The organism is Paenibacillus sp. JJ1722, assembly GCF_048282685.1.
In the GTDB taxonomy this organism is placed as follows: Bacteria; Bacillota; Bacilli; order Paenibacillales; family Paenibacillaceae; genus Paenibacillus; species Paenibacillus polymyxa_B.
On record NZ_CP182500.1, the window covers coordinates 1,676,765 to 1,693,339 of the forward strand.

The 16,575-nt window shown below is 42.5% G+C and carries 18 protein-coding genes and 1 tRNA gene; 12 read left to right on the forward strand and 7 right to left on the reverse strand.

Translation table 11 applies throughout. The features are described from left to right. The first annotated feature begins 31 nt into the window (after positions 1–31). The 3 genes from ACM1ND_RS07415 to ACM1ND_RS07425 all read left to right on the forward strand — a co-directional run bounded on the left by ACM1ND_RS07415 (position 32) and on the right by ACM1ND_RS07425 (position 2,430). Complete coding sequence (locus ACM1ND_RS07415; protein WP_418027433.1) at positions 32–976, forward strand: class I SAM-dependent methyltransferase; 945 nt, start codon at positions 32–34, stop codon at positions 974–976. A 309-nt stretch (positions 977–1,285) separates the two neighbouring features. Beyond that, on the forward strand, positions 1,286–1,843 hold the full coding sequence (locus ACM1ND_RS07420) for a hypothetical protein (RefSeq protein ID WP_023987734.1): 558 nt from the start codon (positions 1,286–1,288) through the stop codon (positions 1,841–1,843). Between the two features lie 26 nt (positions 1,844–1,869). Next, entirely contained in the window at positions 1,870–2,430 is a 561-nt protein-coding gene (locus ACM1ND_RS07425; protein WP_418027435.1) for a GNAT family N-acetyltransferase, read from the forward strand. Positions 2,431–2,432: 2 nt separating this feature from the next. Here the strand turns inward: ACM1ND_RS07425 and ACM1ND_RS07430 are convergent, their stop codons facing one another. Both ACM1ND_RS07430 and ACM1ND_RS07435 read right to left on the reverse strand, forming a co-directional pair. Next, a complete protein-coding gene (locus tag ACM1ND_RS07430) occupies positions 2,433–2,774 on the reverse strand; it encodes a GIY-YIG nuclease family protein (RefSeq protein WP_418027437.1) in 342 nt (113 codons plus the stop codon). A gap of 155 nt (positions 2,775–2,929) precedes the next feature. Next, a complete protein-coding gene (locus ACM1ND_RS07435) occupies positions 2,930–3,688 on the reverse strand; it encodes a DUF2087 domain-containing protein (RefSeq protein WP_023987737.1) in 759 nt (252 codons plus the stop codon). Positions 3,689–3,896: 208 nt separating this feature from the next. On the opposite strand from ACM1ND_RS07435, the gene ACM1ND_RS07440 reads away from it, so the two are divergent. The 4 genes from ACM1ND_RS07440 (at position 3,897) to ACM1ND_RS07455 (ending at position 6,376) form a co-directional block, all read left to right on the forward strand. Then, complete coding sequence (locus ACM1ND_RS07440) at positions 3,897–4,385, forward strand: HEAT repeat domain-containing protein (RefSeq protein WP_023987738.1); 489 nt, start codon at positions 3,897–3,899, stop codon at positions 4,383–4,385. Positions 4,386–4,411: 26 nt separating this feature from the next. Continuing rightward, positions 4,412–5,059, forward strand: a complete 648-nt coding sequence (locus ACM1ND_RS07445) for a hypothetical protein (RefSeq protein WP_418027439.1) — start codon at positions 4,412–4,414, stop codon at positions 5,057–5,059. Positions 5,060–5,122: 63 nt separating this feature from the next. Beyond that, a complete protein-coding gene (locus ACM1ND_RS07450) occupies positions 5,123–5,923 on the forward strand; it encodes a barstar family protein (RefSeq protein WP_418027441.1) in 801 nt (266 codons plus the stop codon). 156 nt (positions 5,924–6,079) lie between these two features. Next, positions 6,080–6,376, forward strand: coding sequence for a hypothetical protein (locus tag ACM1ND_RS07455; protein WP_023987740.1), 297 nt, complete (start codon positions 6,080–6,082; stop codon positions 6,374–6,376). 101 nt (positions 6,377–6,477) lie between these two features. Here ACM1ND_RS07455 and ACM1ND_RS07460 read toward each other — a convergent pair whose 3' ends face one another. Beyond that, positions 6,478–6,699, reverse strand: coding sequence for a helix-turn-helix domain-containing protein (locus ACM1ND_RS07460; protein ID WP_010349271.1), 222 nt, complete (start codon positions 6,697–6,699; stop codon positions 6,478–6,480). A 211-nt stretch (positions 6,700–6,910) separates the two neighbouring features. Next, positions 6,911–7,123 (reverse strand): helix-turn-helix domain-containing protein, encoded by a 213-nt coding sequence (locus ACM1ND_RS07465; RefSeq protein ID WP_023987741.1) that lies wholly within the window; start codon positions 7,121–7,123, stop codon positions 6,911–6,913. A gap of 284 nt (positions 7,124–7,407) precedes the next feature. Here ACM1ND_RS07465 and ACM1ND_RS07470 point away from each other — a divergent pair, with 284 nt between their 5' ends. Beyond that, positions 7,408–7,812, forward strand: a complete 405-nt coding sequence (locus ACM1ND_RS07470; protein ID WP_023987742.1) for a hypothetical protein — start codon at positions 7,408–7,410, stop codon at positions 7,810–7,812. A gap of 41 nt (positions 7,813–7,853) precedes the next feature. Here ACM1ND_RS07470 and ACM1ND_RS07475 read toward each other — a convergent pair whose 3' ends face one another. Continuing rightward, complete coding sequence (locus ACM1ND_RS07475) at positions 7,854–8,159, reverse strand: hypothetical protein (protein ID WP_023987743.1); 306 nt, start codon at positions 8,157–8,159, stop codon at positions 7,854–7,856. A 165-nt stretch (positions 8,160–8,324) separates the two neighbouring features. Here ACM1ND_RS07475 and ACM1ND_RS07480 point away from each other — a divergent pair. Continuing rightward, positions 8,325–8,398 (forward strand) — tRNA-Pro (locus ACM1ND_RS07480). A 216-nt stretch (positions 8,399–8,614) separates the two neighbouring features. Here the strand turns inward: ACM1ND_RS07480 and ACM1ND_RS07485 are convergent. After that, positions 8,615–9,886, reverse strand: a complete 1,272-nt coding sequence (locus tag ACM1ND_RS07485; protein WP_023987744.1) for an MFS transporter — start codon at positions 9,884–9,886, stop codon at positions 8,615–8,617. Positions 9,887–10,599: 713 nt separating this feature from the next. On the opposite strand from ACM1ND_RS07485, the gene ACM1ND_RS07490 reads away from it, so the two are divergent. From ACM1ND_RS07490 to ACM1ND_RS07500, 3 genes are all read left to right on the forward strand, one after another. Beyond that, complete coding sequence (locus ACM1ND_RS07490; RefSeq protein WP_023987745.1) at positions 10,600–13,491, forward strand: 2-oxoglutarate dehydrogenase E1 component; 2,892 nt, start codon at positions 10,600–10,602, stop codon at positions 13,489–13,491. A gap of 5 nt (positions 13,492–13,496) precedes the next feature. Beyond that, entirely contained in the window at positions 13,497–14,795 is a 1,299-nt protein-coding gene (gene odhB, locus ACM1ND_RS07495; protein WP_023987746.1) for a 2-oxoglutarate dehydrogenase complex dihydrolipoyllysine-residue succinyltransferase, read from the forward strand. A gap of 136 nt (positions 14,796–14,931) precedes the next feature. Next, on the forward strand, positions 14,932–15,462 hold the full coding sequence (locus tag ACM1ND_RS07500; RefSeq protein WP_023987747.1) for a YfiT family bacillithiol transferase: 531 nt from the start codon (positions 14,932–14,934) through the stop codon (positions 15,460–15,462). 96 nt (positions 15,463–15,558) lie between these two features. Here the strand turns inward: ACM1ND_RS07500 and ACM1ND_RS07505 are convergent, their stop codons facing one another. Next, positions 15,559–16,566 (reverse strand): alpha/beta fold hydrolase, encoded by a 1,008-nt coding sequence (locus ACM1ND_RS07505; protein ID WP_023987748.1) that lies wholly within the window; start codon positions 16,564–16,566, stop codon positions 15,559–15,561. Positions 16,567–16,575 lie beyond the last annotated feature (9 nt).

The window sequence follows — 16,575 nt, forward strand, 5'->3', positions numbered from 1 at the left end:
TAATGTTCTGGATCTTAAGGAGGAAGCGAGAATGACAGTCGCTCAACTTCATAATCTTATTAACGGTCAACTCCTGTACAATCAGCATCGGAGTTTATTTTATATGCGCGAGGGTTCTGTTCTGTTAGGACCTTCAACGGAAATGACGTACTGGCTGACGCAGAGAAGCTCGGAACTGATCCTCATGCTTCAAAGCTTGAAGCGCCAGCATACGTATAATGCTTTTGTGACGGATGTAGCGGCTAAAATACTGTCCCAGTTTGTAAATACCAATCAGTATCTACATTTTCACCCAGATCATGCGAGGGAGCTTACGGAGCTGTATGATCGACTTTTCACCCGGATTGAAAAGTTGTTCCAGAAGAAATTCATAGATAGAGCAACCCTGGACTTGCTGCTCCAGCAGCATTACGGGCATTTGAGAGATTTTTTAACTCGTACCAACGGACGTGAAATGTTTGCTAAGTATGCAGAGTGTGAGTATACCTTTTGGATACCTTGTGAGGAGTATACGCCGGAGTTGCAAGCCAATCTACTGGGATTGGACATTGCTCGTTTGCAAGAGCCTGTTCTAGACGTTGGATGCGGATCTGAGGCACGGTTAGTTACTTATTTACGTGCCTGTGGAATTGAGGCTTACGGAACAGATCGGTTGGCTGAAACAGAAGGTTGTGTCACTCAAGGAGATTGGTTAGAGATCACCTTTGGAGAACGTACATGGGGAACGATCGTTTCACATATGGCATTCTCCAATCATTTTATACATCATCATCTGAAGGCAGATGGTAATATTCATGAATATGCTCGCAAATATATGGAATTGCTTAGAGCCATTCGGCCAGGAGGGAGTTTTATTTACAGTCCGTGCCTTCCGTTTATGGAAGAGCTTTTGGATGCCCGAATGGGTTATCAAGTAGAGTATATCCAGTCATCAGAAGGTTACAGGGCCACGAAAATAACGCGTATACATTCATAAGCGCGAGTAGTAGTCTATTCATTTGTCAGATTCATTCTTGGAATGGTAGTATAAGGATAGATATTACTCTATTTGGGATTCTGTTAATGATAGAGATTCTCATGACGCTAATTTGACACCATTAGAGGATAATCATTAGCAGCATGGCTGCACTGAATAATAATGATTAGCTTACGGATAACGGAATTTTCAGGAAAGATTAAATCATATTTTCCTAAAAGCCGATATATGGGAATGAGGCGAGAACATACTGTCATTATACCCGCCCGAAAATGGAAGTATATAATTTGGGTTAGGAGAGTAGAAGAAGTGTCAGATCTGTATACGAAAAAAGAAGTAGAAGATTATGTAACGAACGTGGTTTTCGAACGACCTTTAGGTGTAAGCATTTCAGCCATTTTATTGATCTTTAATGGAGCACTTCTGTTGGTGACCCAGCTATTGACGCTTAATGCATTAAATGAGGCTTCTACGTTAGTAGGCATTTGTAGGGGCATGTTTCAAGGGTTTATCGCGTTACTCGGTTTGGCAGGGACGACTGCCGGTGTCGGCATGTTATTTGGTAAGAAGTGGGCTTGGTGGCTGGCAGTATTTTATTTTACATATGAGACCATGCGTTATACGTGTGCAATTCTGTTTATTCCGGATGTCCCTCCAACGTTGGGCGGTGTACAGCTAAACCCTGCTCTATACTACGTAAAATATGGTATGCGTATTATTTGGAATTTGTTGTTTACGTTGTTCATGTGTCGTAGTAAAGTGACTGTTTTTTTTCAAACAAGTGAAAGCAACAAGTGGAGAGCATGTATTGTATTATTCTTCATAAATGGAGTGATGGTTGGGATTGGCTGGTGGCTGATAAGATAGGTTCTTCGATGTGAAGGAGATGGATAATGTCAATGGAAACGTTTCCGATTTTAGAAACCGATAGGCTTCGTTTAAGACAGCTTACAGTAGGGGATGCGGAGGATGTGTTCGGCTATTTCTCCAAGGATGAGGTCACACAATATTATGACTTGGAAAGCTTTACAGAGGTAGAGCAAGCCAAAAAATTTATTCGTTCGATGCTAACCAGATATGAGAAGCAAGAGGGCTTTCGTTGGGGGATTACGTTAAAAAAAACTCCTGAGCGGATCGTGGGTACAATTGGATTTCATAACTGGCAGAAGAAGCACTCCCGTATTGAAATCGGCTATGAGCTGGCACCGGAATATTGGCGGCAAGGTCTGATGACGGAGGCGATGAAGGTGGTCGTGGATTATGGCTTTCATTTGCCGCATGTTCACCGTATAGAAGCCTTCATTGATCCAGATAACGAAGGCTCCAAACGGCTGCTACTCAAAAGTGGCTTTACTAAAGAGGGTCACCTGAGAGACTATTTTTATGAAAAAGGTCAATTTGTCGACGCTGTTATTTTTGGATACCTTCGGGAAGAGCATCCCGTGGATCGGTAAGTTTACAAATACCCTTTGTCCCCGTAAGGCTGGAGTCGATCAAGCCAGGTCTGCTCCAGCTTTGCTAGTGCATCTTTGACATCAAAGAACGCTGAGTCCTTTTTCTTCAAAACGTCCAGCACTTCAAATTCAAACGAAACTTCGCCATACTCATTCCATTCCTGTTGTAGTTGTTTATTCTTAAATCCACCCATGTTCAGCTCAAAACGCCGTCCATTCAGCGACTTTAAATTCGGCGTGGAAGAGACGAAAATTTTCCCATTACGTGTATTTCGAATGCAATAGATTCCTGCCTCTGTCTTCATCTCCATGTACTGCTGCACCAATTCTTTTCTTCGATTCATTGTCGAATCCTCCTATTTGAGCATTTTGCATAAATCCCAAGAGCATTTTCAAATCAGCAATGTATAGATCGAAACGATTTAGTTCGTCTATATATTGTACCTACGAGCGTTGGGAATCGAATTATGCAAATTGCTGACTTCATAAACGTTGAGATTCAAGATTCCTTCAACCAATATTCACTGCCATCCGGCTTACGATCCAATAGATTGTATTCAATCATATATCTTCGCACCGTGACATAATCGTCATACACTTCCTGTAAAATCGCATTGATATCTTTCTCATGATATATTTGTCCCTTTACAAAACGGTCCGCAATTTCACGCAGCACAATCAGCTTGTGTTTTTCTTGCATTTTAAAGGTCTTTAGGCGTCCGTCTGTCCCATTCGGAAAATACTTCGTGAGTACCTTTTGCCGCTCGTTTTCCGTAATGTTGTAGCGTTCGTCCACCATCCGTGCTCCTATGGGTACTTCTACAATGGCGGGAGCGTGGCGGTCCTTCTCCTTTAGCAGCTCCATTAATGTGAGAAATACCTTGGCCTGCCGTTCTTTTTCTTTGAGACCAAAGCGATGATTACGTATAGTGGATGCGCTGCCGATTCCAGTTTCCTTTTGAATATCCGCATCGCCCATGCCTTGATAAAATAACTGAAGCAACCGATTCTGATGATCCGTCAGTCCAGTCAGCTTTTTGTCCAAGCCGATCAAATAGTCAAAGACTGAACCATACGTCCGCTCAATATGAAGGCGCATGTACCTCTCGGCATCATAAAATACCCCTTGATCCTGATATATAATGCCTTGCTCAAATCGCTGTCCGTCCAGCAGGCAAATGACCTGCTCTTCTTGGCGAATATATCCTCGCTTCAGTTCTTCGATACCAGCATTCCAGAATAGTTCGGAATGATCCATTTTAGCAAACACCTCAATTAAATGATGATTATTTTATAGACAATATAACATTTTGTTTATTTTAAATCAATGAGTGGATATCTCTTTAGGGTCTCGACAATGTTCGCTATATACAAAAGAGACATAGGATTGTTATCATATGTAAATTGTTGAATTGCATTAAGACTGGATAGTTGCTATATATTGTAATAAGGTGGGGTGGTAAACTATGAACAAAATGCGTTTAGAAGAAGTCATAGAAAGTGGAGATTTAAAGGAAGCGGTAAGGATTATAGAGGAGATAGGTGAAAAGCTTGATCATACATTCACTCCAATATTATTGAGATATTTAGCAACGACGGATAGTGTATTGCTAAGAAATGTAATCGCCATTACGTTAGCTGATCTAGGAGACAGTGAAGCGGTGTTGCCTCTTATCGACTTGTTAAGAAATCCAAAGACCAAGGGGAATAGGGGAACACTGTTATATGCTTTAGAATTTTTTGATGTATCTACTCATGTTGTGGAGCTGGTAGATTTATTGGATGATACCTTTGAAGCGAGTAGACAATCCTATCAATTGATAAGTAACGTGCAAGATAAAATCTCCGAGGCTCAAAAGGACATATGTAGACAAATGATAAGAAGAAAGCTAGCCGATTATAAAAACAAATATAAGCGTGACTTTTTGCTGGAATCTTTAGAACTTTTTACATGATTCTTTATTAGAGAGGTTTGGTTGGAGTGCTGAAAAAAGCTGTTTTATTCGTGATCATCATTGTTATTGCATATACAGTTGTATCAATTACAACAGGAAGTCCGATAGAAAGAGTCCAATTTCGGAGTAACGTCACTGACTACCTACATAAAACGTACACTATGAACTGGAAAATTGATTCAATAGATTATGATTTTAAGAATGATAAATTTATAGCTAATGTGATCTCTGACTCAGGGATTTCTTTTTTGGTGGATGAAGACTATTATGGGAAAATGATGGATAACTACGCCTCTTCTGTGTGGAGGGATGAGCTAAAAAAAGCTGTAACACAAAAAACAAAGGAAGTTACAGGTTCAGATGCCGAAGTCATCGTAAATGTTAATCTTATTAGAGAGTATGGTATAACATACCATGATAAGGTTCCAAGCTATTCTATGGTTAGTCAGAAACTCTCCTCAGAAGCTTCGATTTATATTAAGGGTAACTTCTCAACCATTCATTATCTGCAAGAGATGTTGGAAATAAAGCAGTGGATTGTTGAAAAGAAGTATGATGCTTCGTTAACATTTAAGTCCGAGAAGGAGAAAATTTATTTTGCAATACCTGCAGAAGATCTAAAAAAAATAAAAAGTGTAGATGACTTTAAACCTTATTGGCTTCAAATTAATTGATTATTGCTCTATTCCGAAATGCTAAATGCTACATTCCTTAAAATTATTGTGAGGAGATATGATATGAAATATAGATTTGCTGTCATTGATGATGAAAGTGGGCTCACAGTTGGCTATTGTAGAGATGTGGTTGGTTTAACGGGTGATATCATTGTCGAAACGTATGAAAAGGTCAATTTTGATCAATTTGTATTTAATGAAGAATTCATAGAAAACATAATGAAGTTAAAACAATCTATATACAACTTGTACATTGCTATTTTAAATGATGAAGAAACAGTGATTGGAAGCTATCATTATCACCTACCTGAATCCTACATAATCCATAAACTAAACTACAATAAAGGAAACTTCAATCTGGAGTTAACAGGTATACTTGAAACGAAGCCCTCCCCTGTGGAATTAAGATTATGGGAGTTTTTAAAGGGCGCTCAGTCGCTTGAAAATAATATATGGCAAGGCTTTTCTAAAGAAGAACGGTCTGGGTGGCTAAACGTGACTAGAATACATTCTGCATCTAATCATTTTGTCAGACTGGATAAACGAGGAGAAGTCTACACTTTGGACGGCGAATACATATCTGATTTTACAACATTTTTCATAGCACTTGGTGAAGCGATTAATGGGCCCGGAGGGTACTATGGATTTAGCTTGGACAGTATATCGGACTGTCTCTGTGGAGGTTTTGGGACAGTAGGACCGTTCACGATCCATTGGAAAAACGTACATTATTTCTTGGAAAGATTCGAGGAAGAATGGGATCAAGAAGAGAGAGGTTATAGATTTTTACCACAGCAATATTTTACGGATCTTCTAACGATCTTAGTATCAGGTGGTGTTACCGTGAATTTTTCTTCGAATTAAGATAGCTAAGCAAGAAGGGATTTTTGAAATGGAATATAAATTAATGCAACCACCTTTTTGCTCATAGATATTTGGGAATGGTATCTAGGGAATGTACAGATTCAAAGTAAAAGTGCTTCAGAATTAGATGAGGAGCATTCAGAAACCGAAGAATGATTGAAGAGCTATATATGTGAGAATAAACTCGACACAAAATCCCAAGCTTTTACACTGGATATTGCCATTTATCTAGGTGAGGTTGTAAAAAGTAATCACAGTGGGTTGGATTGGGGAGTTGTTTTTAAACCCAAGTCGTATGTTAGCCTTAATCGCCCTGTTATCACTGGTTTGACTAAGCAAAAAGATATGGATGTGATCATGATTTTATCGAATAAAATGTTTGCAGTATTAAAGGGACAACGTAACCCTAATGCTTTATTTGACATTTATCATACATGGAAAGAGTTTATTTGAAATCGTCGATAGGAAGGGATTACGATGATCGAAATCAATTGAATGGGAAGATCAGTAAAAAATTTGAATATTATATAAAGAACAAAGAGCCGTTAAGCATGTTAGCGGCTCTCTTCGTCGTCTTCTGGCAAGTATTCGATCAGTTCACCAGGGAGTACACCAAGGGTTCTACAAAGTGTATTCAAGGTTGGAAAGTCAATTCGGGCGTTTGCGTTGGAGGCCAAAGCTTTAACCGTATTCCTATTAATTCCCGTAATAGAAACAATATCTTTCTGTTCTAGTCCACGGTCTTTCATAATTTTATCAAGAGAAAATCTAATCACAACAATTCCTCCAAAAAGTAATCAAGTAAACTAGTTGACATGTATGAAACATAAGTGTATATTTGTAATCAAGTAATCTAGTTAACAAGATTATAAGTAAACTAAGTTGATGCCTTCATAGTATCAAAATGCTTTAAATTTAGCAACAGTCACTATTTTGATAATCCTAAAACAATTAATGCGAGAGGAGGGGAAAATAAACGGAAGGGATCTAGTCTGTATCATCCTCTACATACTCGATAACATCTTGAACATGGCAGTCTAGAGCTTTACAGATTTTATCTAGCGTATCAAATTTCACACCGTCTGTTTCTTCGTTGTAAAGTTTGGTGATTCCGTTTCTATGTAATCCAGTCATGCGGGAAAGCTCGGCAATATTTATTCGTTTTTCGCCCATAATACGGGAAAGATGAATCTTTATCATATTTTCCTCCAGCTAAATGCATTCTATAGTGTTAAAAAGCAACATCAAAGTATTGACAATAAACACTGTTCGATGTATTCTGAAAACAACAAAAATAACACTGTAATGTGCATTTGGTTTATTGAAATGTTATTTGTGAACGTCGTAGTAATATGCTTATCGTACCAAAACGTTTTACAATTAGCAATTAATTATCGTTCAACCACCTAGTTTGAAAAACTACCTGTAGAAGAAAGTATATTGGCAAATAAGAAACTTTGAACAAAGGAATGGAGCGAGGATGTATGACAGAATGGGTAATGGGATTGGAACGGGTATCCATGGTTCAGGGGCCATATGATTTACCTCATATGTATGAGATATGCGAGGGGATTCTGTATGACCATCAATATTTCTTTTACCTCGAAAATGACATACTGTGTTTGCGCCATGTGAAGAAGGTGGAGCAATCATATCATACGCATCTTTTCCTGGATGGAGAGAGCGGAGGCTTGCAACTGGCAGAGGGTGTACAAGGGGAAGTTATGCAAGTTGTCACGGAGATCATCGAACGCTTACGCGCTAAGGATGGACTGACATTTTTATTCGATGAACTGCTGTGGCTACATGGGAGGGGCCCCATTGAATTAAACCTTTTCAATAAGAAGGATGAAGTGACCCCGAGTGGCAGACAACTTGCTACGAAATAAATGATTCTTATGCTCTATATCATGGAACTTGTAGAAAAAAATTATGATTTCAGTGAATGTACCAGTTGTTGACTGATAAAAATGAGCGGATACCGAATCAATATGGTCAATTCCACCACAACAGCATCACCAGAGGGAGTAAATCCAAAATCACCTCCCAATAATATGTTTTGCTGCTGCTTTGATGAAGGAAATTCCGGTTCATCCAAGCCATAATGTTCTTTGAATCTCTCTTTCGTTTCATGATCTATGACAAGGTTATCCTGTGCAAAGGTATAGCACATAGGAACACTTAACTGTATTAAAAGAAGTAATGCAACGGGTATAAGCACTTTTTTGCTTTGCATGGTTAGCTCCTAAGATCTCTGTCTTTGACCTCTTAACTTTTGTATCTACCATAATGAAAACAACTTAAAAATGCAACGGAAGAATGAGAAAATAATCCCTTTACAGGATTTTATGACCAGAATATAATGGTAAATAACAGCATCGATCTACATACACTGAGTTATCGGGGTATAGCGCAGTCAGGTAGCGCGCACCCTTGGGGTGGGTGAGGTCGTGGGTTCGAATCCCGCTACTCCGATTTTTATCAAAATGTCCTGCTGATGCAGCTAATGCGTCTGCCGGGCGTTTTTTTTTGAATATTACATATCCTATCGGTCTATGTCTCTACTGGGTTGTGACGAGCTAGTCGTATGCAACGAATGTATGAAGCCACCTCTGCACTGGATTCGGAGGCAGAAGTGGCAACTCAACAATCCCTGGCGGAATGGTCTGCTGTTTGACTTTTTTAATTTGACTATAAAGATTCCTGAAGGGCTTTAGAAGAAGTGCTGTAATCAGCATAACGGGGAAGCACAATAGTGTAGTATATTCCTACAATAACGGTACAGACCCCAACTAATAAAAACAAGAGCTCAATTGGAATAAATGAAGGGAAGCTTACAGCAATGAAACCTAATGTAAGAGACTGGGACAGCATCATTAACGGATTAATCAAACCTTGCACTCGTCCCATCATTTGAGGATCTACAATACGAGGAAGCCATCCTCCTATACCAATGTTAATGAACGGAAGTATCAGTGCAATGACAAAGTTGATAATCAGAAAAGCATAGAGGTGGTTAACAAATCCAAGTGTGCACATACCTATTCCGGCTACCAGAACTCCCGCTGCAATCATTTGGTGTAGCTTTAGCTTGGCGGAGATGAGAGATGCGATTAGGGTACCAAGCAACACACCAGCTCCAAAAATAATACCTGTCCATACCATATACTGCTCATAGTTGTCTGGAGCTAGCTTATATTTAAGAATAAACATCGGTAAAACGCTAAAACCACCATTTAAAATACCAAACATGAAAAAGCCTGAAACCAACCAAAGCAATAGTCTGTTGCGTAATATGTAAAGAAACCCTTGTTTAAAATCGATCATGACAAGTTTGAATTTTAATTGTTTAAATTGATGTGCCCCGTTCGGAAGGCGTACTTCCTTTGGAATTTTGCAGGAACGAATAAGCAATGCAGACACAATAAAAGAAACAGCATCAATCAGGATGGCTCCAGTAATTCCAAAGTGCCAGTAAACGACGGCCCCTAGAGTTCCTCCAAATAACATGAAAAGACTCCCCATCATTTGATTGAGGCCTGCGGCAATGGTGTAATCATCTTCGTTTAATATCCCCTGTATAATGGCACTTTCGGCTGGAAAGAAAAATTTGGAGGCAGCACTACGGATGAAGAGGAGGGCAAATATCAAAGGAATCGAATCGATCCAAATAAAAATAAGCAAACATAAGGATAAAAAAGCGCTGATCCAGTCACAATTAACAGCAATTTTTTGTCGGTCCATCCGATCTGCTAGCACTCCAACCACGAGAAATACTACCAGCATCGGGAGCGAATACATTAACTCGGCAAGCGTTGCATAGTATGGCTGATTGGTAAACCGTTTCAACAAATAAAACATGAATGCAGTAACCCCGATAATTCCTCCCATTTGTGAGGCGAAGGTTGCCAGAAAAAACCTGACATAATTCTTGTTTCTGAGTACTTGTTTTAATCCAGTCACAGTTCCATCCCTTTCGCTTTTAAAGCGGTTTTTAGATGCCTAATTAAAATAATAGTGAAAAGTAGGAATATTGTACAGAAAAGTGACTTTAATGTCACTTTAAGTTTGAATTTGCATCGTATCGGACCCTCTACCTTTTAAATTCTGCTGTTAACGTAATCATATTGGGGTGGACTGGGAAGTTGTTTTCAAAATGGTTTGGCGTAGTATGAGGAGCAACATAAACTTAAATAACCAGCCGTCGGTTGATATCTGACGGCTGGTTATTTAAGTTGCTAGGTGTTTGAGTCTGACTCACAAATGGGTGTCAGTCTTCAATCTTAATGAAGCTAAATCCTCGCCATTTGTAGCGATTACTTTTTTATTTTTTATACCAGTCAAAGCTTTTCTTCTTTTTGTGGAATGGCCTCTTTTAATTGTCCGATATGTTGTCTGAAATAATCAATACGGTAATCGTCTATAATGAGGGTGTAAGAATTACAGAATAGCCCGATTCATCTCATTTACGCATGGATATGTTGAGAAAAAGGAAATGCTCATAGCTAGAAAACTTTATACAATGGAAGAGGAATAAGAATTGTGAAATTCGACTTTTGATGAAGGATTTCATATAATGTGAGCATATTGTGAACAACTTAAATTGAAGACTTAATAAAAAAATGAAAATGATTTCCGTCCAGCTATGAATTTCAAAATTTGACGGAGGGAACGAGATGACAATGGAAGAGAGCAGCAGACAGGTACCTTGGCAGGCGTATTACGGACCTAATCTAGGTTATGTGCAGGACCAGTATGAAAAGTATGTAGCGGACCCCGGAACAGTTGATCCGGCTTACCGCGAGCTGTTTGATCAATGGGGTGAGCCGCCACAATCCGAATACTCGGCTGCTTCCATGATAGACAACAAATTGCAAGGCCCCCCCACAAGTGCTTTGGGGCACCTTGATTCGAACACATTGCAGAAAGCGGTTACAGCGGGGAAAATGGTGTGGAATATCCGTGAATACGGACATTTAGCCGCCCAAATCGATCCGCTGGAACTGGATGCAGAGCAGGATACACGCCTGCTTAATCCAGCATCTTACGGTTTAACTGAACAAGACTTAAAGGCTTTTCCAGCCTCTTTAATATGGGATAACGCTCCTGCGGGAACACTTAACGGATGGGAAGCCATTCAACGGTTACGTGTAGCATACACAGGTCCGATTGCCTATGAATTTAGTCATATTCATAACGAGGAGGAACGCCGCTGGCTGAACAGCTATGCAGAATCCGGCTGGTCCTCCAAGCCACTCACAACACAGGAACGCAAGTCGTTGCTGGGCAGATTGGTAGAAGTAGAACAGTTCGAAGAGTTTTTGCATAAAACATTCGTCGGACAGAAACGTTTTTCGATTGAGGGTAATGATGTGCTTGTCCCTGTACTCGACGAGATTATTCGTCTAACCACAAATGCAGGAGCAAGTCATGTCCTGATGGGTATGGCGCATCGCGGCCGTTTGAATGTACTGGCTCATGTGCTGGGCAAGCCTTACAGTAAAATTTTCTCTGAATTTCATCATTCGCCGAATAAAGATTTGATCCCGTCGGAAGGTTCCACAGGAATTAACTACGGCTGGACTGGCGATGTGAAATATCATCTGGGTGCTGATCGTTTTGTAAAAGATGGGGGAGCGGTGCAGGCCCGTCTGACATTGGCGAATAACCCAAGTCACCTGGAATATGTGAATCCAGTGGTACAAGGATTTTCACGAGCTGCACAGGAAGACCGCAGTGAGGCTGGTTATCCGAAGCTGGATGTGAGCAAGGCAGCTACAATTATTATGCACGGTGATGCGGCTTTCCCAGGTGAAGGTATCGTGGCAGAATCACTTAATTTCACTAATTTGCGTGGCTTCCGTAATGGCGGCACGGTCCATATTATTGTGAATAATCGTCTGGGTTTTACAACGGAAAGTGTCGATTCCCGTTCGACCCGTTATGCCAGTGATCTGGCTAAAGGCTATGAAATTCCAATTGTGCATGTGAACGCGGATAATCCCGAAGCTTGTATTGCAGCTGCTCGTATGGCTGGCGAATACCGCAATCGTTTCAAGAAGGATTTTCTGATTGATCTGATTGGTTACCGTCGTTATGGTCACAATGAATCCGATGACCCGGAAACAACACAACCGCTGGTATATCGTAAGGTGAAGAATCATCCGACGGTGAGCAAATTGTATACTCAAAAGCTGATGAAGCAGGGGGTTGTGGATGAAGCGTTTAGTGCCGGCCTCATTGAAAAGGTCCAAACCAGACTGAAGGAAGCGCATGAGCATGTGAAGAATCAACCGGAACAAGAGCCGGAAATGACTCCTGTGAAGGCGAAAAAGAATCAGAGTTCTATGGTACGTACTGCAGTGGAATTGAAAAAGCTGCGCCAAATCAATGAAAACTTGCTCAAATGGCCACAGGCTTTTCATGTATATCCGAAGCTGGATCGAATTTTACAGCGTAGAAAAACCGCTCTGAACGAGGGAGAAAAGGTAGATTGGAGCTTGGCGGAGACGCTGGCTTTGGCCACCATTCTCGCAGACGGCAAGCCTATTCGTATGACAGGTCAGGATGCGGAGCGAGCTACATTTGCTCACCGTAACCTCGTGCTGCATGAGCCTGAAACAGGCCGTACACATTGCCCGTTGCATACTTTGCCGGAAGCACGTGCTTCGTTCAGTATTCATAACAGTCCATTGTCTGAGGCATCTGTCCTCGGCTTTGAATACGGCTATAACGTGTATTCTCCTGAAACGTTAGTGATTTGGGAAGCGCAATTCGGCGATTTTGCCAACTGTGCACAGGTTATTTTTGACCAATTCATCTCCGCAGGCCGTGCCAAATGGAGACAGAAATCCAGTCTGGTGATGCTGTTACCGCATGGTAGCGAAGGACAAGGACCAGAGCACACGAGCGCACGTCTGGAGCGTTTTCTCCAGTTGTCCGCACAAAATAACTGGACTGTCGCTAATTTGAGCAGTGCCTCTCAGTATTTCCATCTGCTGCGCCGTCAGGCTGCATTAAGCGAAAGTGAGGAAGCCCGCCCGCTTGTGATGATGTCGCCGAAGAGCCTGATTCGTAATAATCGTGTCGCTTCGCCTGCTTCCGAATTCAGTGAAGGAGCATTCCGTCCTGTGTTGGAACAGCCTGGTCTGGGTGCACGTCCGGATCGTGTAGAGCGCATTGTACTGTGCAGTGGAAAGATTGCCATTGATCTCGAAGAAGCATTGGAAAAGGATAAGAATGAGGCAGAAGAGCGTCTGCATATTATTCGTGTGGAGCAGCTATACCCTTTCCCGGAAGAGGAAATTCGGAATATTTTCGGCCGCTTCCCGCATGTTAAGGAGTTCGTATGGGCTCAGGAAGAACCTAAAAATATGGGGGCTTGGAGTTACATTGAACCTCGTCTGCGGAATGTAGTGCCACAGGGAGCGGAAATTCGTTACGCAGGCAGACCAGATCGTTCAAGCCCGGCCAGCGGTTATCAGCAAGTACACAGCCTAGAACAACAGCGAATTATTCAATCGGCGTTGAAGCAGGATTCCAAAAACAATATTACACTTGGGAGGTAGCGGCTGTGAGCGATATTATAGTGCCAGCAATGGGAGAATCCATCACGGAAGGAACAATCTCCAAATGGCTTGTGAAGGAAGGGGATTCCGTAGGACAGGGAGATGTTCTACTGGAGCTGGAAACCGATAAGGTTAATCTGGAAATTAGTGCGGAAGAAGCAGGTGTGGTCCAGAAAATCCTTCGTCAGGAGGGAGATACTGTGGTCATCGGTGAAGCTGTTGGCTTGATCGGAAGCGGCAGTGGTGATGCGGAATCAACCGGTGCTGGAGAAGTTGCAGCGACTCAAGCGCCTGAAGCACCGTCCGTAGCGACTTCACCGTCTTCCGTAGGAGGCGGCGTTAAAGCAGAAGAAAAGTCTGCACCGCCTATTTCATCGAATAGCGACGGGAATGGCCAGACGGCATCACCATCCGCCCGGAAGTTGGCGCGTGAGCGCGGGATTGATCTTGAACAGGTACAGGGAAAGGACCCGCTCGGACGTGTTTTCCAGGAGGACGTAAAAACGCATAACAGCGCTGAAGTGTCACGTGCAGCATCTGTACCTACGTCTCCCGCTACTAGCAAGCCTGCGCCTCCGTCTCCAGCACAAACGGAGTACAGCAAGCCTGTGGAACGCCAGCGGATGTCTCGACGCAGAGCGACGATCGCTAAGCGTCTTGTTGAAGCACAGCAAACAGCTGCCATGCTCACCACTTTTAATGAAGTGGATATGACCGCCATTCTCGATGTGCGTAAACGCCGTAAAGATAAGTTTAAGGAAAAACATGATGTAGGTTTGGGCTTTATGTCCTTCTTTACAAAGGCAGTGGTTGGTGCACTCAAGCGCTTCCCTACCGTGAATGCAGAGATTAATGGCGATGATATCGTACTGAAAAAATACTATGATATCGGGATCGCTGTATCTGCCAAGGAAGGTTTGGTCGTGCCAGTTGTGCGGGATGCCGATCGTCTTGGCTTTGCTGAGATCGAGAAGAGCATTGCAGATTTGGCTGGCAAAGCTCGCTCCAATTCACTTTCTCTGGCCGACTTGCAAGGGGGAACTTTTACTATAACCAATGGAGGTATTTTCGGTTCCCTGCTGTCTACGCCAATTCTCAATACGCCGCAAGTGGGTATTTTGGGAATGCATAAAATCCAACTTCGCCCGATTGCCATCGACGAGGAACGCATGGAAAATCGTCCGATGATGTATATCGCGTTGTCCTACGATCACCGGATTATTGATGGTAGTGAGGCGGTTCGTTTCCTGGTAACGGTTAAAGAATTGCTGGAAGATCCGGAATCATTGTTACTGGAAGGATAAAATAAAGGTAAGTGGATCTTCTCTTTACGTGTATGACAAAAGCAGACTCTTGCGAGTCTGCTTTTTTTCCTGCATAGTTATAACATAAGGCAACTGATATGACAGGCAGTAGATGTAGAGAAGGGCGGGAACTGTTTTGGGCAAAGACTTGCGCTATCCGATAGGATCATTCGTTGTTCCAGATACCATTACAGAAGAACAGCTTATCGCATGGATTCACGATATTGCTGAATTGCCTGCACAACTACGTCAGGCGGTCGAAGGACTGAATGAGCAGCAGCTAAATACGCCTTATCGCGAAGGGGGCTGGACGATTCGGCAGGTAGTTCATCATGTGGCAGACAGCCATATGAACAGCTATATCCGTTTTAAGCTGGCACTGACGGAGGATACACCCACGATCAAGCCATATGATGAGGGGCGTTGGGCCGAAATACCAGACGCCAGGGAGCTTCCACTGGAACCTTCGTTGCAATTGCTAGAAGGACTGCATGAACGGTGGGTGACCGTGTTGCGATCGTTGGGAGAAGATCAGCTACATCGATCGTTTATTCATCCTGAATCGGGCCAGACGATCCGCCTGGAACGAAACATCGGCATCTATGCCTGGCATGGCAAACATCATACAGCTCATATTACTTCCTTGAGAGAACGAAATGCATGGTGATTTTTAAAACTATACCCAAATGAAATATAAAGGAATTAAAAAGAAACCTTCAATCCCACTTTGATCGTGGTTTTAAAGGTTTCTTTTCTTATTTCCTCACAAGGCTGATGACTTGGGCGAGTTTGATTGTTCAGGTGCCTCGAAGGCTCCAGACAATGCGGAAACAGAGGTCACCCCTGTGTTAACATGACGGTCGAGCCAGTCTACGATGTCACTCATCACCTCGTCGCGGTTTGTTTCATGCAGCATCTCATGGCGACCGTCAGGATAGAGGCGATACTCCATGTCCTGAAGCTCTAGGCTTCGATACATTTCCACTAGTGACAACACACCTTTACCGAACAAACCCACTGGATCACGATCCCCGGCAAAAATATAAACTGGCAGTTTGGGATTGATGTGTTTCAGCGAGGAAGGCCAGTGGATTTCTTGCAATAGCCTGAAAAAATCCAGAAAAAAGCCTGTCGTGCAAATAGCTCCACATAATGGGTCATGTACGAACTGATCTACTTCCTCAGGATCACGGGACAGCCAGTCAAACGCCGTACGCACTGGACGAAAGGCGCGGTTAAAGCCGCCAAAGACCATAGCGTTGAGCAGCATGCTGCGATGATCCATTCCTTGCAGCTTGGCTTGCAGTAGAGCAACTTGCTCTCCGAGCTTTAGGAGACCACGTCGTCCGTTGGTTCCCGATAAAATAAACCCGTGATACGTTTGCCTATCATCATACATAATTTTCTGGGTTAAAAAGGACCCCATGCTGTGACCCAGCAAAAAACGAGACTGATCAGGGAATTCCTTAGCCGCAATTTCGCCTAGCTCCAGCATGCCGTTTGCCATTCGATTAAACGCATTAGCTCCCGGCATACCCAGCTTATCAGGATCACCAGCCGTGCGCCCGTGACCGATATGATCGTTGGCATACACACCATAACCGCAACCAGTAAGCTTTTCGGCCAGTCGAATGTAGCGATAGGATGTCTCGCACATACCATGCGAAATTTGAACAATCCCCTTAATGGGCAAATTCTGATCAGGCAGCCAGCGGTAGGCAAAAAGCTCTGTTCCGTCATTTTCAGCGATGGTGAAGGTGTATTCCCGCATAATTAGACA

What these genes read in the sequence shown, in the direction of transcription:
- ACM1ND_RS07415 (WP_418027433.1), top strand. Translation starts at nt 32, where the DNA reads ATGACAGTCGCTCAACTTCATAATCTTATTAACGGTCAACTCCTGTAC.
- ACM1ND_RS07425 (WP_418027435.1), top strand. Translation starts at nt 1,870, where the DNA reads ATGTCAATGGAAACGTTTCCGATTTTAGAAACCGATAGGCTTCGTTTA.
- ACM1ND_RS07430 (WP_418027437.1), bottom strand. Translation starts at nt 2,774, where the DNA reads ATGAATCGAAGAAAAGAATTGGTGCAGCAGTACATGGAGATGAAGACA.
- ACM1ND_RS07435 (WP_023987737.1), bottom strand. Translation starts at nt 3,688, where the DNA reads ATGGATCATTCCGAACTATTCTGGAATGCTGGTATCGAAGAACTGAAG.
- ACM1ND_RS07440 (WP_023987738.1), top strand. Translation starts at nt 3,897, where the DNA reads ATGAACAAAATGCGTTTAGAAGAAGTCATAGAAAGTGGAGATTTAAAG.
- ACM1ND_RS07450 (WP_418027441.1), top strand. Translation starts at nt 5,123, where the DNA reads ATGAAATATAGATTTGCTGTCATTGATGATGAAAGTGGGCTCACAGTT.
- ACM1ND_RS07465 (WP_023987741.1), bottom strand. Translation starts at nt 7,123, where the DNA reads ATGATAAAGATTCATCTTTCCCGTATTATGGGCGAAAAACGAATAAAT.
- ACM1ND_RS07470 (WP_023987742.1), top strand. Translation starts at nt 7,408, where the DNA reads ATGACAGAATGGGTAATGGGATTGGAACGGGTATCCATGGTTCAGGGG.
- ACM1ND_RS07475 (WP_023987743.1), bottom strand. Translation starts at nt 8,159, where the DNA reads ATGCAAAGCAAAAAAGTGCTTATACCCGTTGCATTACTTCTTTTAATA.
- ACM1ND_RS07490 (WP_023987745.1), top strand. Translation starts at nt 10,600, where the DNA reads ATGACAATGGAAGAGAGCAGCAGACAGGTACCTTGGCAGGCGTATTAC.
- ACM1ND_RS07505 (WP_023987748.1), bottom strand. Translation starts at nt 16,566, where the DNA reads ATGCGGGAATACACCTTCACCATCGCTGAAAATGACGGAACAGAGCTT.